Raw genomic sequence first — 23,577 nt, forward strand, 5'->3', positions numbered from 1 at the left:
GACGATGATTCGCTATTATTGGATAATCTGAAAACGAAAGTTAACAATTAAGAATAGAAAAACGGAGACCACAGTCTCCGTTTTTATTTGCTGTAACGACGTGTTACGCCAGCTCAGCACGGAGCTTCTTCGCCGCTGAAACCAGATTTGCCAATGCGGCTTCTGTCTCCTTCCAGTTTCGTGTTTTCAGACCACAATCTGGGTTTACCCACAAACGTTGAGCCGGAATTTTTTCTGCCGCTTTCTTGATTAAACCTTCAATCCATTCTTCCGTAGGAATGTTTGGTGAGTGAATGTCATAAACACCAGGGCCAATTTCGTTCGGGTAATTGAACTCTTCAAATGCTTTCAGCAACTCCATATTCGAGCGAGATGTTTCAATGGTAATGACGTCCGCATCGAGTGCCGCAACCGAATCAATGATTTCATTGAACTCGCTGTAACACATATGAGTGTGAATCTGAGTTTCTGGTTTTGCACTTGCCGCAGAGACCTTAAACGCATTTACGGCCCATTCTAAGTACGCTTTTTGATCGCGTTTTTTGAGTGGTAAACCTTCTCGAATGGCTGGCTCATCAATTTGAATGATATTGATGCCTGCATCTTGCAGGTCAGACACCTCATCACGCAGTGCCAAAGCAAGTTGCTGCGCAATTTCTTGACGTGTGATGTCTTCACGTGGGAACGTCCAACACAAAATCGTAACTGGTCCAGTCAACATGCCTTTCATCTGTTTGCTGGTTAGCGACTGGGCGTACGTCGACCATTCAACCGTGATCGGTTTTTCACGTTCAATGTCAGCAACTACAATGGCAGGTTTCACACAGCGAGAGCCATAACTCTGTACCCAACCAAATTTGGTCGTTTGAAAACCCGCCAAGTTCTCAGCGAAGTATTCCACCATGTCGTTACGCTCTGCTTCACCATGAACAAGCACATCTAGGTCGAGCGCCTCTTGACGTTTTACTGCGTCAGCAATATGTCCTTTAAGTGCTTGGATATATTCAGACTCAGATAATTGACCTGTACGATAAGCACTGCGCTGAACACGAATTTCACCCGTTTGAGGGAAAGAACCGATTGTCGTGGTTGGCAACAGAGGCAAGCCCAATACTTCAGCTTGATGCGCAGCACGCTCCGCGTAAGGTGCGCTGCGCTCGGCAAGTGACGCAGTAATACTGTTTAAACGTGCTTGAACTTGTGGCTTATTCACATGCGTTGCCGTTTTACGTGCTTTGATTGGCTGGCTGTAGGTATCACAAGCGAGAATCGCATCTTGATCACCATCGAGTGCGCGGCCAAGCAAGGCGACTTCTGTTACTTTTTGTTTTGCGAACGCAAACCAGCTTTTCACTTCCTCACTGAGTTCTGTTTCCTGTTCCAGATCAACCGGGCTATGTAGCAAAGAGCATGAGCTCGCAACCCAAAGGTTGTCGCCCAGTTTTTCTTTTACTGGCTGTAGACGTTCAAGTTGCGCACTCAAATCCGAGCGCCACACGTTACGACCGTTGACCACGCCAGCAGACAGCACCCACCCCTCCGGTAGTTTGGCAACCACGTCGTCAAGCTGCTGAGGCGCGGCAGATAAATCGATATGTAAACCATCCACTGGTAGCTTTACAATTTTGTCTAGCGTATCGCTTACGGAGTCAAAGTACGTCGTTAGCAGCACTTTTACATCGCTTCGAATCACTTGGTAGGCTAGCTTAAACGAATCAGCCCATTTGCTTTCTAGCTCCAGTGACAAAATTGGCTCATCAATCTGAACCCACTCAACACCTTGACTTGCTAGCTTTGCCAAAATAGCTTGGTAAGCAGTAAGTAAGCGTGGTAGCAGGGTTAAGCGGTCAAACCCTTCTTCGACCTCTTTGCCCAAGTAAAGGTAACTGACTGGACCAAGCAAAACAGGCTTCACTTGGTGGCCAGCTTGAAGCGCTTCGTTGACTTCTTCAAACAGTTGCGGCCAGCTCACTTCAAACGTATCGTCCTTGCTGAATTCAGGGACAATGTAATGGTAGTTTGTGTTGAACCATTTGGTCATATCCGATGCCGCAGCGCCCGCACAGCTGCAACCCGCCTGAGATTGACCGCGACCCACTTTGAACAACGTATCCAGGTTAGGGAAACCATCAGCGTGACGCTTTGGCACATGACCCAATAGCAACGTGGTCGTCAGTACATGATCGTACCAAGCGAAGTCGCCAGCGGTGGCAAAACTCAGACCAGCATCCGTTTGTGTTTGCCAGTTTTTGGCGCGTAGATCTGCCCCAACCTTTTTAAGCTCAGCTTGATCAATTTCTCCTCGCCAGTATTTCTCCTGAGCGAATTTTAATTCTCTTTTTTCACCAATGCGTGGATAACCTAGTATGTGAGTCGTTGTCGCCATGTCCCTATTCCTTTCTCAATTTTGTTCAATTTGTTTGTATCAGAGCATCTTTCTGTAAAGGATAAGATGTCTGGATGGCTAAACTATCGCTCTCATCTGATATTAGAACAACGTCCATTTATTCAACTTGTTTATTAAAAAAATTCATCATGAAGCGACATGATTCGCAAATAAAAACAACAAATAGACGTCTAGACGTTTACATATCCATTTTTTGTCGTTAAGTTATTTACACGATTGCTATTCTGTTCATAGCGAGCAACAAAGGATGAAAGGAATTCATGATAGAGCTAAAACATTTGCGGACACTCACTTCGCTTCGAGACACTGGCTCTCTAACGGCGACAGCGACCGCTTTGCATCTCACTCAGTCGGCACTGTCTCATCAGATCAAAGATTTGGAGGCGCGAATTGGAGGGCAACTGTTCCTGAGAAAGACTCGTCCGGTGAAGTTCACTTCAGAGGGAGAAATCCTATTGCGTCTTGCAGAAGATATCCTTCCGAAACTCGCAAGAGCAGAAAATGATTTAGCGAGCTTGAAAGAGGACGTCAATGGCCGATTACATATGGCCATTGAATGTCACTCTTGCTTCCAATGGCTAATGCCTGCACTTAGGGAGTACCAACTTGCTTGGCCTAGCGTAACATTGGACTTTTCCTCTGGTTTTGGCTTTGAACCACTCCCAGCTCTATTGGCAGGCGAACTCGATCTCGTTATTACTTCCGATATCCAACCTCGATCTGAAGTCCACTACGAGCCTCTATTCGACTTTGAAATGCGTTTAATTACCGCAACCAACCACCCATTGGCGGAAAAAGAAATTATTGATCCGCAAGATCTCGCAGATCAAACCATGCTCTCTTATCCTGTTCAAAAACAAAGGCTAGACGTCGTAAAACACTTTCTTCAGCCAGCAGGAATAGAACCTGCGAAATGGAAGCAAGCCGACAACACTCTCATGTTAGTTCAGATGGTCTCTGCTGGATTGGGGGTGGCCGCACTACCCAATTGGGCGATTTCTGAATTTTCTCGCCAAGGTCTTATTACCAGTAAACCTTTCGGCCAAGGCTTATGGCGTCGCTTGTTTGCAGCAACGCGTCACTCAGAGAAAGAGAAGCGTTACTTACAAGCTTTTTTCGCAACCGCGAGGCTACAATGTAAAAGCCACCTTGACGGAATCAAGGTGGCTTAAAAGATTTGGGTTATGAAAGGCTTAGCGTTGATATGCTTTAAATTGGTTAGTCAATGGATCGTACTGATAACCGAGCATATCAAGCTTGCCGACTACAGACTCTACATCCATCTCATACACTGATACTAACTCGTCAAAACTGTCGCACTCTAAACGTAGCTTTTCGTTGACGATACCTAGCAAAATAGTGCTGTCCAGATTACCTACATTGCTTAAATCCATCGCGACTCTCCTCTTCGACAAGGTATATAAACAAGCGTAGTAGTAATCACGCGAATTTAAAGTGAGTGCGATCTAAAACGTGATCACCTTATACCCAAGCACCAAGAAAGCACTTGGATATAAGCTGTCTAGCTTTGTCTTTAGAATAGAGGTTAAGCCGCTAGAGAGAATAAACCTTGCAGGCTCGTCATCGACGCGAGTGCTAGAAACAAGGCAACGCTCAGTTGCACCTTTTCTGGTTTCTTATGCGTAAAAATATGCCAACACCACACAATAATTGAAGAAATTAGCATAGCTAAAGACAGCAAGATCGGCTGTGTCGCAGCGTTTAGTGTGGCTTCATTTAACTGGTAAGAAGCAAACAACGTTGCGATGACTAATAGCATTCCAGACACAATGCCCGTAACTGGTAAAATACGGTGAAATGCCTGTAATCTGCTGCGAGCTATCGTAAGCAGCAATTGAGAAAATGACGCCCCAAGGAAAAATATCATTAGCGCCATCGCTATCGATGCTGGCCAGCTTGATTGCTCAAATACTTGAATACTCACATACGCAAAGGCCAAACCATTCGCTAAATGCATCGCCCATAGTGGCCCTTTTTCACGCGTTTTCTTGGTTTGAACCTGAGAATAGAAGTAGAAAATAGCAAACACGATCATAAATGCTTCAATGCGAAGTGACGCAACAGCGAGCCACAATACAGCTACTGCAGGCAACATTTTATGAAGACGTCCTCGCTGACCAGGACAAATATCGCCCTTGATTAGAAGCAAAGTCAGTAGCGCTTGTGCGCCAAATAGCATCGGAGGGAAAGTAACCAGCAATTGTTGAATCATGTTGAATGCACGCTCAAAAGTCATTTTGGGGGGCGATAATATCAAATCAACTATCGCCAAACCACCGAAAGTCGGCCCCCAAATGAGCTAAAACGGTAAGACAATTTTATTCACAGAGAAGCAAGATACTTCAACGCGTCTTCCTGCGTTAAAACTCCACGGTACTCTTCTTTGGTATTACACAGTACCCAAGGGAAACGAATCCCGGTTTTAACCAACTCTCGAATAACAGAGACAGGTAAATCCTCATCAACCAACACAAATTCGGTGCTCATTATCTGATTAACAGGACGTTTCCAAATTCGGCTTTCTCGTTCAGTTTCTCGCTCTGTGCCCATCGAGGGCGTTAGGTGTAAATTCACCGTCTCTTTCGTAATTAACCCAACACAACGATTTTCATTGAGAACAACTAAAGGCAAGCTTGGATTCAAATTCATGTACTCCACTGCCAAGGAGAGCGGTTCTCCAGGGTCCATAGACCTGACTTGTTCATGGCTCAAAGATTGCAACACATCACTTTGCTTAGACTCAATCGCGATGTCAGAGAACAGATGCTCATAACTGTCCGCTTTATCCATCAAATCGACAGGCACGGCAGCAGAAAATAGAAAGCCCTGCATGTAATCGACACCGATTTCTGCCAATACTTGAAGTTCTTGCTTAGATTCCACGCCTTCAGCAACCACTTTTACATTCATTTGCTGTGCAAGCTCGGTGACCATTTTCACAATGTTATAGCTGGTGCTCCCTTTATGAATGTTCTTGACGAATTTTCGGTCTATTTTCAGTAAATCAAACTGCCCTTTTTCTAGATAAGAAAAAGAAGAATACCCAGTACCGAAGTCATCAATCGCGATCTCAATGCCCTCTTTCCGCACTTCCTCTAGAGCTCGAGTATGCTCCTCATCTTGTTCAAAATACGCGGTTTCTGTTAGCTCGATAGTTACTCGCTTAGGGTCTACACCACTGGCTTTAATCAAATCATGCGACCGCTGAAGGATCTGAAGAGAATCCAATTTCGTATTGAGGGAGCGATTGATGGTCACGCCCACTTCCTCGCCATAAATTTCTTGTAAGCGCGGAAAGTGCTTCAACGCAGCTTGGCAGACCACATCATCAAGTGCCGCTATGAGTTCTAGATCTTCAATAATAGCGATCATCTTTTGCGTACAATACGCATCATTTTCATCATAGAAGCGTGCGAGAGCCTCGAACTTAACCACGCTTCCGGTTTGAACGTCGATAATCGGTTGAAAGTAAACGTCCACTAGCCCACTCTCTATTTGCGCCTCCAAAAACGCCTCGAGATGTTGGCGCTTCACTAATTCAGAGTGAAGTTCACTGTCGTAAAAGTTGAAATAGCTGCCTTCACAGGAAATAGAGGACAACATTGCTTGCGCTGCATGTGCTAGCGCTTGTCTTGGTCGGTTCGTATCATAGCCAAGGATTGACACACCAGTTTGGCCTTTAACGATAGTGGCATGCATTTTTGTGCCCATTTCATTTCTAAGCTCATTAAAGAACCCTTTCATGGCAATTTGGATCAAACGAACCGGGCTCAACCATTGACAATGAGGGGTCTGCAAGCATACGACAAACACATCCCGAGATAACTGCCCCGCAATACTGGTGTAGCGACTTCGCATAATAAAATCTGCAAAACCTAATTGCTGTTCAAGCAAGTATCTCTCCGAAAACTTGGGTCTTAGTGTCATAACAATGTTGAGTTCTTTATTTCTGCTTTCATTCGCTAAGGTAGCTAATTGGAGTTCAAATTCTTTCCTCGTTGGTAAAAAGGCAGCCCAATCATGCTGTTGTTCACAACGATTTTTCATCCACAACAACGAAGCAGAAATATCCGTAGAAAATCCGAGATAAAGAATTCGTCCAGAATGAAACGTAAGTCGGTAAATACAAAGATGATGAGCTTGGTTGCTACCGTTTGCTGTTTTGCTGTTTTGCTCAGCAAGTTACCACACCAACATCCTTCATCATTAATTTGCTGCCACAGCTGATCATAAAACGCTTGGCTATGGTGAGAGGTACTGAAAATATGAGTTTTAAGCCCAACCAGATCTCGGTTTTGATAGCCCATTTGTAACTCAAAGGCACGGTTACAACCTAAGATGCGCGTATCTTCATCGGCAACTAAAACTCCTACATTCGGCAGATCAAAAATCGTTTCGAGGATTGTCGCTAACTCCTCGCAACCAGTGATTGTTAATTGTGGAATGATAGTGCCTTGGATAATGCGCTTATTGAGCCTTTCAAAACTAATAGTAACGTGCACTAAGTTAACGTTTTTTAGCATCATGCAACAAGAAAACCGCCCCCGTCCGCCAAAGAGTTCCACTTCTAGAATTCGTTGTTTTAGCGTTTCTTGTTGCCCCATCAGCATATGATCAAACAAGTTATTTAGGCTGGTTACTGGCGTACTTATCCCAAATGCCTTTGCCATTCCTTGCTGATCACATTCGAACTCGCGAGTATCAATATCGTAAGACCACTCTATAACAGGAGTTAGACTGGAAGTCGTTTGCATTTTTGGATGCACTGTTGTCGTAGATTCACTCATACCCTAGCCCCTTTTTTTGTAATTAGCCCAAGGCTCAAAATTCACAGTCAATTCGCGACATTCCAGTTGGGACCTGCCGATCCTCTTTATAGATGGATTGTGTCAACGATAAGCCTATCGACTTAGAACTATTTCCAGAGCAGCTCAGCCTTTTGCATTTAATATGCACTAATTTGATTATAGGCTTTACCCCACATAAGCACACCATTGCTTATTCTTTGTATTAAGATTGCGACATTTTTCATGAACCGATCTATAACCATGAGGCTTTCAAGGTGAAATTAGACAGAAAATCGCCGATAGAGCATTGATATTTTTACAAACCAAATAAAACTCGATGAACTAAGCTTGAATAGATGAGTTTGTTATAGATACCTGATAATCAAATCGCTATAATTCGCGCTCCCTGGAACAGAGAGCAAAATATGACCAATAACATCACTCCTATTCATGAGTACAAAAAATACTGGGCAGAGTGTTTTGGTACGGCACCTTTCTTGCCGACCAGTCGCAAAGAAATGGATGCCCTAGGATGGGATAGCTGTGACATTATCATTGTAACCGGTGACGCTTATGTGGATCACCCAAGCTTTGGTATGGCTATCATTGGCCGCCTGCTAGAAGCACAAGGTTTCCGTGTCGGTATCATTGCTCAACCAGAATGGCAAAATAAAGATGCGTTCATGCAACTTGGTAAGCCAAATCTGTTCTTCGGGATCACTGCGGGTAACATGGACTCCATGATCAACCGTTACACCGCGGATAAAAAGCTTCGTCACGATGACGCGTACACACCGAATAACGAAGGTGGTAAACGCCCAGACCGAGCAACGTTGGTTTACTCTCAACGTTGTCGTGAGGCATACAAAGAAGTACCTATTGTTTTAGGTGGTATCGAAGCTAGCCTACGCCGTGTTGCGCACTACGATTACTGGTCAGATAAAGTTCGCCGTTCTGTACTGTTTGATGCAAAAGCAGACATCCTACTTTTTGGTAACGCAGAGCGCGCACTTGTCGAAGTAGCACATCGCATCGCAAACGGCGAAGGCATCAGCACCATGACCAATATTCGTGGTACTGCCGTGAACTTGCCAGCGGCGCCAGAAGGCTACACGGTTATTGATTCTTCTCGCATTGAAAAACCTCGTAAAGAAGCGTTCGTACCAAAGAACCCATACGAAGTAGAAACTCAGTGTGAAACTAAAAAAGATGAGCCTGTTGCACAACCAATCACGATTCGCCCATCACGCCACGATGCTGCGACGACTGCGGTCCGTTTACCTTCGTTTGAAAAGCTAAGAAACGATCGTATTCTTTATGCGCATGCAAGCCGTGTATTGCATCTAGAAACGAACCCGTACTCTGGTCGAGCGTTACTTCAAAGCCATGGTGATCGTGAACTTTGGGTAAACCAAGCTCCAATTCCATTGACGACCGAAGAGATGGACTTTGTGTTTGGCCTGCCTTACGCGCGTGTCCCTCACCCTATGTACGGGAAAGCAAAAATTCCTGCGTACGACATGATCAAGACGTCTGTAAACATCATGCGTGGTTGCTTTGGTGGCTGTTCTTTCTGTTCGATTACCGAGCATGAAGGTCGAATCATTCAAAACCGTTCGAAAGAGTCTATCATCAACGAGATTGAAGAAATTCGCGACAAAGTTCCAGGCTTTACCGGCACAATTTCCGATCTTGGTGGCCCGACTGCAAACATGTACCGCCTGGGCTGTAAAGATCCAAAAGCGGAAGCGAACTGTCGTCGTCCTTCTTGTGTATTCCCGGGCATCTGTAACAAGCTAAACACAGACCACAAACACACGATCGATTTATACCGCGAAGCGCGTAAAGTTGAAGGCGTGAAGAAAGTGATGGTTGCATCTGGCGTACGTTACGACCTTGCGATTGAATCACCAGAATACGTGAAAGAGCTCGTGACTCACCACGTAGGCGGTTACTTGAAGATTGCACCGGAACATACAGAGAAAGGTCCTCTTGATCTAATGATGAAGCCAGGCATGGGTACGTACGATCGCTTTAAAGAGATGTTCGAGAAATACAGTGCAGAAGCAGGCAAGAAGCAGTACTTAATCCCTTATTTTATCTCTGCGCACCCAGGCACAGAAGACGAAGACATGCTGAACCTTGCTCTGTGGCTCAAAAAGAACAACTTCGAATGTGACCAAGTACAAAACTTCTACCCTTCGCCAATGTGTAACGCAACGTCGATGTACTACTCAGAGACAAACCCTCTGAAACGCGTGAAGTACAAAAAACGTGAAGATGTACCTGTAGCAAAAGGTGAACGTCAACGTCGCCTACATAAAGCGCTGTTGCGTTATCACGATCCAGCAAACTGGCCAATGATCCGTGAAGCCCTAGTCAGTATGGGTAAAAAACATTTGATTGGTGACAAACAAGGCTGTCTCGTTCCTGCAGAAGACATTGAAGCACAAACACCTGCGCAACGTCGTAAATCTGGTCGTCACGGGGCAAACCGCTTTGCAACCAAACATACCAAAAACCAACCAGGCTTCGGTGGTCATTTGAACAAACGCTCTGAAGGCGGTTCAAAAGATGGTAAACCATCTGGCAACCGTAACGGTTCGGGTAAAGCTACAGGTGGTCAACACCCTGCAAGCAACGGCCAACGTCCTAGCGGCAACGGTGCAAACCGCCCGGCAGGTAGCAAGCCGCAAGGCCAAGGTCGCCCACAAGGACAAGGCAAACCAGCTGGTCAACGTAAACCAAAGCGTCGCTAATTATTTAGAGCTTAAATACTAGAAAGGGCTCCAGAGTTAACTCTGGAGCCCTTTTGTTTTGTCGGCTCATTGAGGCATCACTAATAACTCAAACTTTGATTCAATCAATACAAAAAATGGTAAACACCAACCAACTTATTGGAAAAACAAACAATTATTTGATTGAAGCAAAACCATAAAAACATAACTCATTGATTTTTAATTGCTTTATTTTGGTGCGATATTTGCGTAACAGAGTAAAACTCTTAAACATGGGCTAACGATGAATAATCCACTTCCTCCAAAAACTTCTATGTTCTGGTATGACAACAGCTATACCTATGAGGAGGCCGTTCAGGCATTTGAAAGCGATGGTACACTGAAATCGCTGAATATCGTTCCAACCACGGAATCCGATGATCTTGCTGGCTCCCCCCCAGAGCGCAGTATGTTTTGGGAGGGAGAAACAAAAAAAATCGATCCGCCACCGCCGTCTGAACCAGAGCCTCTCAATTTAAAAACTGAGAAAGAAGCAACGGAAGCATCACCTGCGCACTTTATCCCAGTCCGCTATGCCATCGATCAGCTAGAAACAGAAGAGACACAACCTTTTGGTTTGCCTGAAGAATGGAAAGGCCAAGGCCCAGCCAAACTCAATACCGTTGGTTACACCCTGCGTCAACTGCGCGACGGTTGGCTGTATGTCTATGATGCAATCAACAAAAGCTTAGACGAATACGAAATCAAAGGAACGCAATTCACGCTCTATAAGTTGGGAGAATCAGAAAGCCCAAAATCAGAGCAGCGTGGGACACCACAAGATGCAAAGCCCTTTCTTACTTACGTCAACGGAAGCGTACTATCGATTTGCTTCTCTGAGCACCGCTGGACATGGCACACGTTCATGCGCGTACTTAACAATCCGAGTAATCATATCGATCGCATGCAAACCATTGTTCTGTCCTCAAACGAGAACCAGCACAACATTGCATCAATAGATAAGTTAACCCAAGTCGCTGATATTGAATCTTCTGCCGTCGATGATGGTCGCTTTGCGGATTCTGGCATCACAACCAAAGCCGATGAATATGGTTCCGTCTTTAAACCTGTCGCAGCCGAGAGTGACTTAACCTCTGCGATTCCAGAAGAAGAGTCAGGCTACTTCGTCGCGATAAAAGATTACGCCGCAGACATTCAAGATATGTCACTGCATTTTGTTGGTGCCGCAAGCCCTTACCGCCTTTTCACTGACCAGTTTTCAAACCAGTGGAACTTGATGCAGACCGCCATGCAGCTGTGCATGTTCGGGGCAAGCGACAATATAGACATGCCTACAGGAGTAAAGCGCAAAAACCAAGAGCTTGAATTCTATATGGACATGGCGGATTACTATGACAACTCAACAATGGTTGACATTACCAGTGAATCTCAAGCAGCTATCATCAAAGGAATGCCGTCTTCATTTTCCCAGCAAGCTATCGATGATTACCAAAAGTCCACTTCAGAAATAGCAGAGGCCATACAGAAAAAATATGGCATTTCAGCAAACCGATTTGGTAAATACGAACAATGGATAGCGACTGAACGCTGGCGTCAGCAGCTCAACTGGAAGCAAATGCTGAGCGAGATGAAAGAGCTGTCAGAACAAAAAGAAAACATGCTAACCCAAGTGGTTTCGGTCAAACGCGACTTTATCGCAGTAATGGAGTCCTTAACGCCGCATCATCTCGAAAGAACCTTCGACCTATACAGCGAAGACACGCAGTACAGCTTGTATCAACTGCACAAGCAAGCGGTTGAGTCATTTACTCTGGTGATACAAGAAGAAGACCGCCAATGGGCTGAAAGCCAATGGGAGAAACCAACCAGTTTACTTGCTCTCTATGCCTCTGGGTTTAGTCGTAGTTTATTTAAAGTGATGGAGAAGAATATTACAGAGGCGCTTGATGAACAGTCGATCGTCTCAGAAAACCCTGATCCTGATAATCAGTTGATGGACCAGATATCTGATACCGGCAACCGCGTGAATATGTACTCTAAGATCATGGACTTTGTTTCCAACCCAAACACTGCGGAAACAGCCTTTCTCAAAGATATCGCCAAAGGTTTCCAAGAGCTGGATATTATTTTTAAATCTGCAATAGGTGCGCTTGCAAAAGGCGTTGTAGAGTTTGGTGTTAGCATGACCTCACAAGTATCAATTTCGCTGATGCCTGTTTTCGCTAAACCTCTGAACCGTCATAGCTATTATTTATTTGCCGTTATTGCAGAACATATGGCACACAATATGCCTGTTACTGTAAATGAAAGCTACGCTCGCGATTTTAAAAAATGGAAAACACGCGTAAATGATTACCCAAGTGAGCTCAAGAAAAACGATGCGGTCATTGCTGACTTCCAGAAAAACAACCGCAAAGCCGACTCTAAATACACAACAGCTTTAAAAAATAAAAAGAGAATTAAGAAGGCACTCGCTGTAGCTACATTGGAGTACCCACAGTACATTGAGTTACCTGATGATCTACCTCAAAGAACCATCGAGCTTAGAACGCGGATCGCTATGAATAAGCTCAATGATTTGAATAAACTGTTCGAGAATGCCGGTGGTCTAGGCTTTATGGCATTAGTATTTAACTGCATCGCGCTTGGTGATGCCATGAGTAGTATCCAAGACACTGGGTTAATGTCCTCAGATGAATTTTTAGATATCCAGCAAAAGCTTTTATATACAGCCAACGCTTGGACGGGGATTCGCACGGGTAAATTATGGGATAGTGTGAAGGGTGATCCTCGGTTAAGGTCACATTCATATAAAGCATTAAAAGAGTTAGTAAATAATAATGCCCGTGGTTTTGATAACTTGATCCTTGATGACTTAAAGGTATTCAATAAATGGCTAGCTGTGACCGGAGTTATTGGAGCTCTTGCTTCGGGTATAGAGGCCTATCGTTCATGGAAGAACATAGACGGTTTACATGGGAGCGCAAGAGTTGTCGAATACTTCAACTTTGCATCTTTAGTTGGATTGACACTTGTAGGTGGGTTTCAAGCTATCGGTGGATTAACTGGGATTTGGTCTGCAAATATTCTGTTTGGAGGTCCGATCATGTTTGTCATTATGGGCCTTACTGCAGTTTACCTTCTTAGTAATCATATAATGAGTAAACTTAAACAAGATGATTATCAAAAGTGGTTAGATAAACTTCCTTGGGGCTATCACCCAGATAAAGCCCTGTGGAGTCAATCCTCAAGCTTGGTAGAGAGAGAAAAGCATAATTCCTCTTTAGTGCAAGAGGCTCTTTTTGAGTTAAAAACCATAATGGATAAACCTTTGATCTGCCAAATACCATTGATGCGTACCGTTCCGAATTCAACAACACAGTATCCGGCAGCAAAACAAGAATTGTTTGGTATTGAGCTACATATCCAAGTTCCCACCAATACAGCAAGAGATGGAATAAAACTTCGGACAAATACTTCTGTAACAGAGGGAGGACTGGGGTCGGGAGCTTGGCACACTGGAGTAGATCTAGAAACGTTGGATAGTTCAACAGATTCCTCAGATTCTCAAAGTGTCTATAAATTGACTTTACCAATGAAAGACTCGGCTAAATATTTAGCATTTGAGATAGAATACATTCTTGATGAGAAGAGCGAATTTAACCGTAAGTACTGGTTCCAAAATAATGCAAAACAGCGTGCAACTTATACAGCAATTTCAGACAATACCAAACAAGCAACGATCAGAAGTTCATTATCTTCGATTAATAGTGAACTTAGCTTACAGGAGTAACCTTTGGCTTATTTACCTTTCTATATTACCCCAGAAGAATTTTCAGCATACCAAGAAGAGCAGGAGCAAAAAATTCTTAACGGGATGAATCTGACAGTCTGGCATAAGCACGATATTGAAGAGCCTTTTCGATACTTATACCTATCAATTGCTATAGCTGCTGTCAGTCCATTATTTTTCCTTACCTATTTCCTACATGATAGTAGTGAAATGATCTTAACTTACATTTTATCGGGGCTGACGATAATCATGTCTGGTGTGTCTTATCTGACATTTGGTTTGGACAATCGGTATGATTACACCTTCTCCGATCGCGGGTTAGTCATAAAAAAACGACGTAATTTACCGAATTGGGTAAACTCCGCGGCTCAAGTCATGGGCTGGATTGGAGCAATAGTTTGTGTCGTGATGGTTGGAGTTGCTGGACCGATGGTTCTTGTCGGAGCCGGTGGCTTTATATTGGTTTCATTTGGTATGCTTAAACGTCAGCCTGATGAACCAACAGAAGTGAGGGTCGGAGAACGTGAAGACTGGCTCTTTGCTGATTACAATAAGAAAAGAAAAGTAATTAAGTTCTTTTTTAAGCATGACACATGCGAATATATTAATATAGAACATACTAAGATTTCACGCTTACACAACCGATTCCACTATTACGTATTTTTCAAAACCGTGTCTGACTTAGAGTCTATGGTCAATCAGCTAGCCACGGAATATAAGCTTGACTGTACAGAAGTCGCCGACCACAAAAAGCTATTTGAAGCTAAGCCAGAGGCTAGACTGTTTGGTACGCCAGTTTGTTATAAAGAATATCAAACCGATGAGGTATTTGATTTAAGGGCGTCAAATGCCCCGCTCCCAGAGCGAGAGTACCTATATAACGGCAAGTGGCAAACCGAGTCTGAAATCGAACAATCAAAATCTGAACTAACGGCAGCCAAGGTATAAACCTTGGCTTGTTTACCTTTTTACATCCCCCCATGAAAAGCTTTAGATTTACTCTGATGTACAAAAAGAAAAATTGGTTCAAATAACGAATTTTTAACTCGAGGATAGGATAGTAAGCCCGAACCTTTCTATCCTCAACTAAACACCCATTTTGCACTGAGTAAATAGTTACTCACCATGCCTACCAATATGCCTAAGATCAAAGCCAAATAGACCATCACTCCTTGCGTCCCTAACGAGAGCGTTACGCCTTTGAACACAATAAAGTTCGGCAAAGCACTGATACAGGCACTCGCCATAAATTTTTGCCATTGAGCGAAAGGGTTGGTTTTTTCTGCTTGAGAGAAAGTCAGCCAGCGATTGCCAAGCCAAGTCGTGGTTGCCGCAAACAAAAATGCTATCCCACGAGCCAGCATCAACTCCAGACCAAGCCAATGGAACAACACAGAAAAGATAATGGTGTCGACCATAAAGCCGACACCACCTACCAGAGCAAACCTTGTTAACGAAGCAAACCTTTCCAGCGAAGCAAATTTTGGTAATTTGCGCATTCCGTTATCCAACCACACAGGTGTAGAGTGAGCGTTTCGATTTTGCTGTGAACTCATTGGTACAACTCAACGCATTTTCATGAATCATGCTATCCACTTGCTGCGATTTACCAATCAGGTGGAATTTCTTCAGATTGTTTAAGTCATTCTTATCTTCAAGCTTTTTCGCCTGACCATGACTATAGAACTGACCTGAGAACGGGCGCTTACCAATGTAAAAGACCGGAGCGTTGTCATTAATTTGCGCGAAGATTATACGGTCGCTCCGGCTATCTGCTTTGCCCATATTCAAAACCAACATCGCAATCATAAGCAGGGCTGGCAACACCGCTGCCGTTCCGGTCAACCATTTGAAATCGTGTTTATCCACCAGCATTGCAATCAAAATACCCAACGCAGGCACACCCGGTAATACGTAAGCAGGCAGAATATTCCCAGCCATGGTGAACAAGATCATTGGAGAAATCAGCCAACACATCAGGAAGCTAAATAAACCTTGATGATCGGTTTCAATGGCTTTGAGTACCTTACGACGTTTCCACGCCAAGATAGGCAATACAATTGACCAAGGCGCAGCCGACTGTAGCCAGAATACCCAGATCATCCCACGTGGTTGATCATGAGCAGAACCATACAGGTCCCCTTCCCAACCGCTGACAACAAAACGCTTAAAGTGCTCGCCAACAATAAAGTAATCAATAAATCCAGGCGTCGCCATTTCAGCCATGATGTACCAAGGTAGAGCAATCGCAAGCATGAGCGCCAACCCCAACACAATTGGAAAACGCTGCCACAAGGCTTTGAAGGCACCGAAGAAACCATGCTGAATCACAAGCCAAGGAAACACTGCGATGCCCATGATCACGATCGCCACCGGACCTTTTGCTAACAGCCCGCAAGCCAAGCCAAAGAAACCGAGATAACCCCACAATCGGCTGTGGTTGTCTTTGCCAAGCCAGCAGTAGTAAAAGCCGACCATCGCCATGGTCATTGCCAATGTCAGTGCCATGTCTGTCATCACTGCACCCGCCGCAATTGAAAAGATGCCACACGTCGCCAGTACCAACGCTGCGATGACTGCATTAAAGCCAGCGCGATGCGCCATGAAAGCAACAAAAACAATCGTCGCAACACCCGCTAACCAATGAGGCGCGCGCACTGCAAATTCATTCAATCCAAACAGCTCAATGCCGTAAGCACTCATCCAAGTGAACAGGGGTGGTTTCCCCCAAAAAGGCACGCCGTAATCAAACTGTGGGGTAAGCCAATTGCCTGTTTCCACCATTAAACGCGCCATTTCGCCGTAGCGGGCTTCTGTGGTGTCCATCAAAGGGTAGGCAGCAAGTGAAATAAGACGAAGTAAAAGAGCAAACGCCAACAACAACCACAGATGGGTTTTATTAATACTCATGATTACGCGGTTTCTCCCAATTTAAACTTCATGGTTTGGATGGATTGATGTTTTGCAGGCTGCTCGTAAACAGACTGAACAAGATAAAGAGGACGTTGCTTGGTCTCGACAAAAATGCGGCCAATGTATTCGCCCAAAAGGCCAATCGACAGCAGTTGCACACCGCCCAAGGCAAGTTGGACGACCATCATGGATGGGTAGCCAGTGACAGGCTCACCAAACACAACAGTTTTCATCACTATGAATGCGCCATAGATAAAGGCACTGAACGCCACCAATGCACCGGCAAGTGTCGCTAAGCGCAAAGGACGAATGGAAAACGAGGTAATGCCGTCCATTGCAAGGCCAATCAACTTGAGGTAGTTCCATTTGGTCTCACCACAGAAACGAGCGTCACGCTCAAACTGAACCGTCACTTGCTTGAAACCCGGCCAAGAAAAGATGCCTTTCATGTATCGGTTACGCTCTGGTAGCGCATTGATGTGTTTAACCACTTTTGCGCTCAGTAGACGGAAATCGCCCACATTCTCCGGCACATCCAATTTCGCCATGCTATTAAGCACTTTGTAAAAGCAAGCGGCCGAGAAGCGTTTGAACCAAGTTTCACCGTGGCGTTCGCTGCGCTGCATATTCACCACGTCATACCCTTCACGCCATTTTGATACCATTTGTGGGATCAACTCCGGCGGGTCTTGCAAGTCGGCATCAATCACGATCACCGCTTCACCTTGGCAGTGTTCCAGACCCGCACTCATGGCGGACTCTTTGCCGAAGTTACGGCTTAATGCAATACAACGAACGTCGCTAGAAGATTGAGAAAAGTTTTGCGCGATCATTAGGCTGTCGTCTTTGCTACCGTCGTCGACATAGACGATTTCACAGCGTTCTGGCATTTCATCCAAAACGGCGGCTAAACGACGATGAAATTCAGGCAAGACTTCTTGCTCGTTAAAGAATGGCACCACAACAGACAAAACTGTTTTAGGCTCAGTGTGTTGGCTCACCTTTGAAAAGGTTACAGCGTGAATGTTGAAGGTTGACATGCTACTCTTCCACTAAATCCGATGAATGAATCCAGTCTACAAACATCAATGTGAAAGAGATGTTATTGACATCTTTTTCACGTCCTTAGTGAATAATGTTCGGTTAATACGAAATGTTATTTTCGAACACCTGCCCACTTGGAGAGAAATACATGAAACGCGTACTTTTAGTCGAAGATAATCGAGAAATCGCAGGCATGCTGTTCGATTATTTTGAGTGTGCAGGTATGGAACTCGATTATGCAGACAACGGCGAGCTCGGCCTGAAACTGGCGATGGAAAACACCTTCGACATCATCTTGCTCGACCTCATGCTGCCACGCATGGATGGCCTGACCATGTGTAATAAACTTCGCGACGAGGGCAACAACACACCGGTACTTATGCTGACGGCGCTCGATAGCCGTGACGATATGCTCAAAGGCTTCCAACACGGCGCCGATGACTATCTGACCAAACCTTTCGACTTGGATATTCTAGAAGCGCGTATGATGGCGCTGATCCGACGTTACCGTGGCACTGTCGCATCGAGTAAGTTGGAATATGGCGAAGTCTCTATCGACCAAAAAACGCGTAAAGCTTACCGCCAAAATAAACTGTTGGCGCTAAACCCTACCACTTACACCATTCTGGAAATGCTTGTGAAAAGCGCGCCAGACGTGGTGACACGTGAAGAAATCGCCTTCCAACTGTGGCAAGAGAACGAGCCGAACAACGACGTTCTGCGAAGCCACATTTACCAACTGCGTAACCAACTTGATAAGCCATTTGAACAACATGTGCTGATCACCGTACCGAAAGTTGGCTTCCGCTTGGAGACAAGTGCATGATCAATCGCTTACTTGCTAGCACGCAAAGCACACAAAGTATGACAGGGCGACTCGCTCTGTTTTTCTCTTTTGTGTCGGTCGTGATTGGCATCTTCTGCTTTTTGTTGATTACTGGCTCCCTGCTTTGGTCTGAAGACCGCGTGGGCGAGCGTCGTATTATGGTCGACAAAAAAGAAGCGATTGAACATTTCCAGTCTCATCCAGAGCAAGGCAGTATTCAGCTTGACCTGCTCACTACCGCATACAACGACATCTCATTGGTTGCCGAGCGCTACCAAAAATACCTAATAGGTCAAAAGCACTTTCTTGATGAAGTAGAAGACGGTGAATACTCGCGCATGGTTTACATGAGTACTTACACCTACAAAGGCGTTGAACATCCCGTGATTCTGGTTTCCTTGATTGATGAAATCGAGATCACCTCAGAGGAATTCATTCTCGTCGTCGCTATGGTGTTATCGATTGTCGCCGTGCTGGTGTTCCTGTTTGGTAGCCTGTTGCTGCGTTTGTCACAGCGCTTAATTGAACCCGTCAATGCGCTTAAAACTCAACTCGATCACCACCAAGGCGATGCCACACAGACTTTTAGTGTGCCCGAGGGCTCGGCCAAAGAGTTCCAAACCCTTGCGGATGAATTGAATGAGTACCGCCACAAAATCAACCAAGTCATCAAGCGTGAGCAAGCCTTTGCACGATACGCAAGCCATGAACTGCGTACACCGTTAACCGTAATGAAAGGCTCAAGCAGCTTACTGGCGAGAAGTGCGAATACGGATTTCCAGACCCGCCAAGTGAACCGAATTCAGGATGCAACGCAGCAGATGTCGACCATGGTGGATGCCCTACTCGGCTTAGTGCGTTACGAGCGTAATGCAGATGACTCACCAGTACGCAACATCACCGAAGAAGAACTCAACCAAATCATCTTCCAAAGCCAAGCTCAGGCCGATGAGAAAGCACTTAGCTTTGATGTACAGATAGACGGCAACCCAAGAACGCGCGCGACCAATGCAGTGCTAACCATTATTCTTGGCAACCTGATTCGCAACGGCATCGCCGCGACACCATCGGGATCAATTCATATCAATATGGATGAGAACACCATCTCGGTGCGCGATGAAGGTGAAGGCTTTTCAACCATTCCGCATTCTGATGGGCACGGATTAGGTTTGATGATTGTGGACGATTTGTGCCAACGCTATGGCTGGCAGTTTAAGATTGGTACACATCCAGAAGGTGGCTGTGAGGCGGTGATTGATCTTGCGTCAGAGCATCAGGAATAACCGAAATGGTTGTACTGAAACACAGACTTTTTATCTGGGTTTAATGGCGTTACACTACGCGCCCTTTTTAACGGCAAGGTCGCGTGGTTGGACACGTCAGCAGTCACATGAAACTCTCTGAAAGCCCGATAACTCAACACAACTTCAACGGTCATACGTTTTTTCTTAAGCGTGATGACATGCTGCATTCTCACTTTTCTGGGAACAAAGCACGTAAGTTTATGGCGTTGATGGAAACGCAAAACAGCGACATCAAAACCCTCATCAGTTACGGCTCTGCTCAATCCAACGCGATGTATTCGCTAGCGGCTCTCGCCCAGATTAAAGGTTGGGCATTTGAGTTTTATGTTCATCACATTCCATCTTGGCTAAAAAGCTCCCCCATCGGAAACTATCGCGGCGCTCTCGATTTGGGTATGAAAATCACCGCCATGCAAGACATCGGTAGCGAACTCCACCCTAGTGAATACATCCACCAGGTACGAAGATTAGATGAGTCGACATTGCTTATTCCAGAGGGTGGACGTTCCCACCTCGCTGAAGCTGGCATCAAACAGTTAGCACGAGAAATTCTTGATTGGACGCGATTGAGAGGTAAAGAACAGTTTACCGTCGCCCTGCCATCAGGCACTGGCACGACCGCTTTATATCTTCATAAACATTTAAGCCCACACGGCATAGAAGTGCTAACTTGCCCTTGCGTAGGCGATGCAGATTACTTAACTGAGCAGTTCAACCAGCTCTGTGAAAACAGCCACCCAACCATTTTAACCATCCGCAACAAACACCATTTTGGTCGCTTGTACGAAGAAGATTACATCACATGGAAAGCACTCTTTGAGCAAACCGACCTCGAATTTGACCTGTTATACGACCCGTATATGTGGCAATGCCTCACCCCTTGGTTGGAAGAGAACACAGATAAAACGGTGATTTACATTCACCAAGGCGGGTTACTTGGCAACGAGTCGATGTTGCCAAGATATCAACGAGAATTTGAATAGCGTGTTCAGATAAAGTTGTTGTTGATTCCAGTGATTACACTATTTGATGAGCGCCAGAATTTCTTTGAATTCAGGTGCTCGGCAATCTTCGACCATTTCATACAAACACATTTCTAGCCCAGTGAGCACCACACCGTTAGCGGTTAACTTCGCAAGAGCGAGCGCTTTATTGGCAGCGGTTCGGGAAGATACACAATCCGTGACTAATTCAACGCGATAACCGGACTGGCGCAGAGAAACCGCGGTTTGATAGACGCAAATGTGGGATTCAATACCGCAAACCAACCAGGTATCAACTTTCGCGTTCTCCACCGCGACCTTAAATGTCGCCTCTTTGCAACCATCAAACGTGTACTTGGTAATAGGTAAATGCGTGCTTTCAAGCACTTCACGAATCGGCTCCGCGGTTGGGCCCAACCTTTCTGGATTCTGTTCTATCCACAGAATAGGCAAATCTAGTGCTTTGGCACCCTTTACCAGTTTCGTGATATTTTCAATCAGTGCGTCGCTTTCATGCATTAATGTAGCGAGTTTGCCCTGAACATCCACCACAATCAGGCCCGTGTTTCCTTTCGATAACATTTCCATCTCCTATCTTGTGCGACCACAAACCATACTCAACAAGTTGAGCAACAGTTAATGTATCAGAACCCTTTCATGTTAGAGCAATAAAACCTAGAAAGATGACCTTCGCTCACACATTTGCCCTTAGGTAAGGGTGGTTTGAACTGACTATTTAAATTTCTCTCGAATTAGTTCAATCAAGGCTTTGACTTTATTGGGCAGAAATAAGGCCGAGGGATAAATCAGAGTAAGATGCTGCTTCGGATGCGCGAATTGAGGCAGCACCTCGACCAACAAACCGTCTCTCAGTGCAGGCTTGGAATGAATTTGAGGAATAAACGCGATGCCGTTTCCTGCTATCGCCATCGAGCGCAGCAAGTTGAGGTCGTCCGAGCGCAACGCCACATGCAGATCTGAATCGAGCAAATCGGCATTGTAACGATTAGTTAAAAGGCGATGCTGCTTAAGATCTTCCACCGTTTTTACTGGCGGATGCGATTCTAGATAGGCTTTTGACGCAACAAAGTGACTACGATAAGGCAAAAGACTGAACTGCACATAGCTGTCATCGGTGACTTTGACCACGCTCGGAAGAAGCTGTAAATCAAACGATTGACGCTTAAGATCGACACTCTCTTGATGGTTTTCAATCTCGACCGAAATCTCCGGATACCGCGTTGTGTACTCGGTGATGATCGCGTTAAACGCGGCAGAGCTCATCAATGCGGAAGGAATGGCTAAACGCACCTTGCCCGTCAGCTCTTGTTGATATTCGTGCATGGCATTTAAACCTTGCTGAATATGGTCAATAGGCTGCCCCACCAACTCAAACAAGCGTTTCCCGTGCTCCGTCAACTCAATGCTGCGTGTTGTGCGGATCAAAAGCTGTACCCCGAGCGATTTCTCTAATTCTTGCAGGCGACGACTCACTTTTGAGCGTTGTAGTTGATTCGCCTCTGCCGCTGCACTTATACCGCCGTGAACCACCGTCTGAGTGAATAGGTAAATATCATCAAAACTAACGTTCATTGTCCTATTTTTAGGTCATTCATGTTCGTATTATCATTCTACTGAATTGTGAGTGACTTCTCTATAATCCGCTATCCAATATGTTTAACGGAACTTGTAATGACGGCTGACCAAAAATTTAAACACTGGATGCGAACTTTGATTGTCCTGTTCATCGTACTATTTTTGTACATTATCATTGCTGACCGCCACGCCCCCTTAACGACCGAAGGACGAGTACAAGGATACGTTGTCCAAGTCGCGCCCGAGGTATCTGGTAAAGTGACCGACGTTCTCATCGAGAATAACCAGTCCGTTCAAAAAGGCGATGTGTTGTTTACGATTGATGATCGTAAATACAAGATAGCACTTGAACAGGCGGAGCTGTCTCTGCAATCCGCTTATGAAAAAGAAGCAACGCTGTATTCTCAACGCGAAGCCGCTCTTGCCAATATTGCCCGCGCACAAGCGACATTTGATAATGCACACCGCGAGTACAACCGCTTACTGACACTATCGAAGCAGAAAGTCATCTCTCAATCGACACTCGATAATGCCTTTGCCCAAAATCAGGTATCACGTGCAGCGCTTAAAGCGGAACGACAAAACTTAAAAGTCATTGAGGCGCAATTAGGCGATCAAAAAGGTCAAAGCACCGCCGTTCGAATTGCCAAAAACGGCATCGAAAAGGCGCAACTTGATTTGGCAAATACCGCGGTACTCGCTCCCAGTGATGGTGTCGTGACCAACCTGCAACTAGAAGTTGGCACGATGGCAAACACCAACATGCCATTGCTGACGTTTGTACCAACAGGATCACTCTGGGTAGCCGCTGATTTTCGTGAAAAGTCCGTCGCGAACGTAGACAAGACTTTCCACGCCTTGGTCACATTTGATGCCAACCCAGGTTCGGTGTACGACTTTGATTTAGCTAGCCGCGATTACGGTGTAGCAGCCGCACAACAAACGCCTAATGGCGCACTGACCAAAGTGGAAGTGAACAACCGCTGGGTACGTGATGCGCAGCGTACACGAGTGAACCTAACCAGCAGCGAAGAGTTACCACCAGCACTGTTTGTCGGCTCTCGCGCTACCATTGTTTTGTACCCAGACAACAGCATTTTCTGGCAGTTGATGGCGCAAGCACAGATTCACCTCGCAAGCTGGTTCCACTTCATTTACTAGGCGG

The 23,577-nt window shown here is 45.3% G+C and carries 16 protein-coding genes and 1 pseudogene; 8 read left to right on the forward strand and 9 right to left on the reverse strand.

The genetic code is table 11. The annotated features are described in order from the left end of the window. Positions 1-103: 103 nt before the first annotated feature. Positions 104-2,386 (reverse strand): 5-methyltetrahydropteroyltriglutamate--homocysteine S-methyltransferase, encoded by a 2,283-nt coding sequence (gene metE, locus R7P72_RS07940; RefSeq protein WP_005376764.1) that lies wholly within the window; start codon positions 2,384-2,386, stop codon positions 104-106. A 281-nt stretch (positions 2,387-2,667) separates the two neighbouring features. Between metE and metR the strand changes: the two genes are divergently transcribed. Then, positions 2,668-3,579 (forward strand): HTH-type transcriptional regulator MetR, encoded by a 912-nt coding sequence (gene metR / locus R7P72_RS07945; protein WP_005376763.1) that lies wholly within the window; start codon positions 2,668-2,670, stop codon positions 3,577-3,579. A gap of 21 nt (positions 3,580-3,600) precedes the next feature. Here the strand turns inward: metR and R7P72_RS07950 are convergent, their stop codons facing one another. The 3 genes and pseudogenes from R7P72_RS07950 to R7P72_RS07960 all read right to left on the reverse strand — a co-directional run bounded on the left by R7P72_RS07950 (position 3,601) and on the right by R7P72_RS07960 (position 7,215). After that, positions 3,601-3,801: a DUF4250 domain-containing protein gene (locus R7P72_RS07950; protein ID WP_005376762.1), complete on the reverse strand. Its 201-nt coding sequence runs from the start codon at positions 3,799-3,801 to the stop codon at positions 3,601-3,603. A 152-nt stretch (positions 3,802-3,953) separates the two neighbouring features. Beyond that, a complete protein-coding gene (locus R7P72_RS07955) occupies positions 3,954-4,664 on the reverse strand; it encodes a hypothetical protein (RefSeq protein WP_005376761.1) in 711 nt (236 codons plus the stop codon). Between the two features lie 86 nt (positions 4,665-4,750). Beyond that, positions 4,751-7,215: pseudogene (locus R7P72_RS07960) on the reverse strand (EAL domain-containing protein). 425 nt (positions 7,216-7,640) lie between these two features. Between R7P72_RS07960 and R7P72_RS07965 the strand changes: the two are divergent. From R7P72_RS07965 to R7P72_RS07975, 3 genes are all read left to right on the forward strand, one after another. Next, on the forward strand, positions 7,641-9,974 hold the full coding sequence (locus R7P72_RS07965) for a YgiQ family radical SAM protein (RefSeq protein WP_005376759.1): 2,334 nt from the start codon (positions 7,641-7,643) through the stop codon (positions 9,972-9,974). A 262-nt stretch (positions 9,975-10,236) separates the two neighbouring features. After that, positions 10,237-13,746: a T6SS effector BTH_I2691 family protein gene (locus tag R7P72_RS07970; RefSeq protein ID WP_005376758.1), complete on the forward strand. Its 3,510-nt coding sequence runs from the start codon at positions 10,237-10,239 to the stop codon at positions 13,744-13,746. Between the two features lie 3 nt (positions 13,747-13,749). Continuing rightward, the gene (locus R7P72_RS07975) at positions 13,750-14,694 is read left to right on the forward strand and encodes a hypothetical protein (protein ID WP_005376756.1); all 945 of its coding nucleotides are present in this window, start codon (positions 13,750-13,752) and stop codon (positions 14,692-14,694) included. A 134-nt stretch (positions 14,695-14,828) separates the two neighbouring features. Here R7P72_RS07975 and R7P72_RS07980 read toward each other — a convergent pair whose 3' ends face one another. The 3 genes from R7P72_RS07980 to R7P72_RS07990 are packed head-to-tail and all read right to left on the reverse strand — an operon-like array spanning position 14,829 to position 17,699. After that, the gene (locus R7P72_RS07980; RefSeq protein WP_005376755.1) at positions 14,829-15,245 is read right to left on the reverse strand and encodes a GtrA family protein; all 417 of its coding nucleotides are present in this window, start codon (positions 15,243-15,245) and stop codon (positions 14,829-14,831) included. Between the two features lie 4 nt (positions 15,246-15,249). Then, on the reverse strand, positions 15,250-16,656 hold the full coding sequence (locus R7P72_RS07985) for an ArnT family glycosyltransferase (RefSeq protein WP_005376754.1): 1,407 nt from the start codon (positions 16,654-16,656) through the stop codon (positions 15,250-15,252). 2 nt (positions 16,657-16,658) lie between these two features. Next, a complete protein-coding gene (locus R7P72_RS07990; RefSeq protein ID WP_005376753.1) occupies positions 16,659-17,699 on the reverse strand; it encodes a glycosyltransferase family 2 protein in 1,041 nt (346 codons plus the stop codon). A gap of 152 nt (positions 17,700-17,851) precedes the next feature. On the opposite strand from R7P72_RS07990, the gene R7P72_RS07995 reads away from it, so the two are divergent. The 3 genes from R7P72_RS07995 to R7P72_RS08005 all read left to right on the forward strand — a co-directional run bounded on the left by R7P72_RS07995 (position 17,852) and on the right by R7P72_RS08005 (position 20,816). Then, positions 17,852-18,529: a response regulator transcription factor gene (locus tag R7P72_RS07995; protein ID WP_005376751.1), complete on the forward strand. Its 678-nt coding sequence runs from the start codon at positions 17,852-17,854 to the stop codon at positions 18,527-18,529. After that, positions 18,526-19,812 carry a sensor histidine kinase gene (locus tag R7P72_RS08000; RefSeq protein WP_005376750.1) on the forward strand — a complete coding sequence of 429 codons (1,287 nt, stop codon included), beginning with the start codon at positions 18,526-18,528 and terminating at the stop codon, positions 19,810-19,812. Before R7P72_RS07995 ends, R7P72_RS08000 begins: the two co-directional genes overlap by 4 nt. Before the next feature lie 107 nt (positions 19,813-19,919). Further along, a complete protein-coding gene (locus tag R7P72_RS08005) occupies positions 19,920-20,816 on the forward strand; it encodes a 1-aminocyclopropane-1-carboxylate deaminase/D-cysteine desulfhydrase (protein ID WP_005376749.1) in 897 nt (298 codons plus the stop codon). A gap of 39 nt (positions 20,817-20,855) precedes the next feature. Here the strand turns inward: R7P72_RS08005 and R7P72_RS08010 are convergent, their stop codons facing one another. Both R7P72_RS08010 and R7P72_RS08015 read right to left on the reverse strand, forming a co-directional pair. Continuing rightward, a complete protein-coding gene (locus R7P72_RS08010) occupies positions 20,856-21,398 on the reverse strand; it encodes a hydrolase (RefSeq protein WP_005376747.1) in 543 nt (180 codons plus the stop codon). A gap of 150 nt (positions 21,399-21,548) precedes the next feature. Beyond that, entirely contained in the window at positions 21,549-22,409 is an 861-nt protein-coding gene (locus tag R7P72_RS08015) for a LysR family transcriptional regulator (RefSeq protein WP_005376746.1), read from the reverse strand. 99 nt (positions 22,410-22,508) lie between these two features. On the opposite strand from R7P72_RS08015, the gene R7P72_RS08020 reads away from it, so the two are divergent. Further along, positions 22,509-23,573, forward strand: coding sequence for an HlyD family secretion protein (locus R7P72_RS08020; RefSeq protein ID WP_005376744.1), 1,065 nt, complete (start codon positions 22,509-22,511; stop codon positions 23,571-23,573). The last annotated feature ends 4 nt before the right edge of the window (positions 23,574-23,577 follow it).

The organism is Vibrio sp. Vb0888, assembly GCF_033338835.1.
Lineage (GTDB): Bacteria > Pseudomonadota > Gammaproteobacteria > Enterobacterales > Vibrionaceae > Vibrio > Vibrio alginolyticus.

Coding starts and splice junctions, on each gene's coding strand:
- metE (WP_005376764.1), bottom strand. CDS start 2,386: ATGGCGACAACGACTCACATACTAGGTTATCCACGCATTGGTGAAAAA.
- metR (WP_005376763.1), top strand. CDS start 2,668: ATGATAGAGCTAAAACATTTGCGGACACTCACTTCGCTTCGAGACACT.
- R7P72_RS07950 (WP_005376762.1), bottom strand. CDS start 3,801: ATGGATTTAAGCAATGTAGGTAATCTGGACAGCACTATTTTGCTAGGT.
- R7P72_RS07955 (WP_005376761.1), bottom strand. CDS start 4,664: ATGACTTTTGAGCGTGCATTCAACATGATTCAACAATTGCTGGTTACT.
- R7P72_RS07965 (WP_005376759.1), top strand. CDS start 7,641: ATGACCAATAACATCACTCCTATTCATGAGTACAAAAAATACTGGGCA.
- R7P72_RS07970 (WP_005376758.1), top strand. CDS start 10,237: ATGAATAATCCACTTCCTCCAAAAACTTCTATGTTCTGGTATGACAAC.
- R7P72_RS07980 (WP_005376755.1), bottom strand. CDS start 15,245: ATGCGCAAATTACCAAAATTTGCTTCGCTGGAAAGGTTTGCTTCGTTA.
- R7P72_RS07985 (WP_005376754.1), bottom strand. CDS start 16,656: ATGAGTATTAATAAAACCCATCTGTGGTTGTTGTTGGCGTTTGCTCTT.
- R7P72_RS07990 (WP_005376753.1), bottom strand. CDS start 17,699: ATGTCAACCTTCAACATTCACGCTGTAACCTTTTCAAAGGTGAGCCAA.
- R7P72_RS07995 (WP_005376751.1), top strand. CDS start 17,852: ATGAAACGCGTACTTTTAGTCGAAGATAATCGAGAAATCGCAGGCATG.
- R7P72_RS08000 (WP_005376750.1), top strand. CDS start 18,526: ATGATCAATCGCTTACTTGCTAGCACGCAAAGCACACAAAGTATGACA.
- R7P72_RS08005 (WP_005376749.1), top strand. CDS start 19,920: ATGAAACTCTCTGAAAGCCCGATAACTCAACACAACTTCAACGGTCAT.
- R7P72_RS08010 (WP_005376747.1), bottom strand. CDS start 21,398: ATGTTATCGAAAGGAAACACGGGCCTGATTGTGGTGGATGTTCAGGGC.
- R7P72_RS08015 (WP_005376746.1), bottom strand. CDS start 22,409: ATGAACGTTAGTTTTGATGATATTTACCTATTCACTCAGACGGTGGTT.
- R7P72_RS08020 (WP_005376744.1), top strand. CDS start 22,509: ATGACGGCTGACCAAAAATTTAAACACTGGATGCGAACTTTGATTGTC.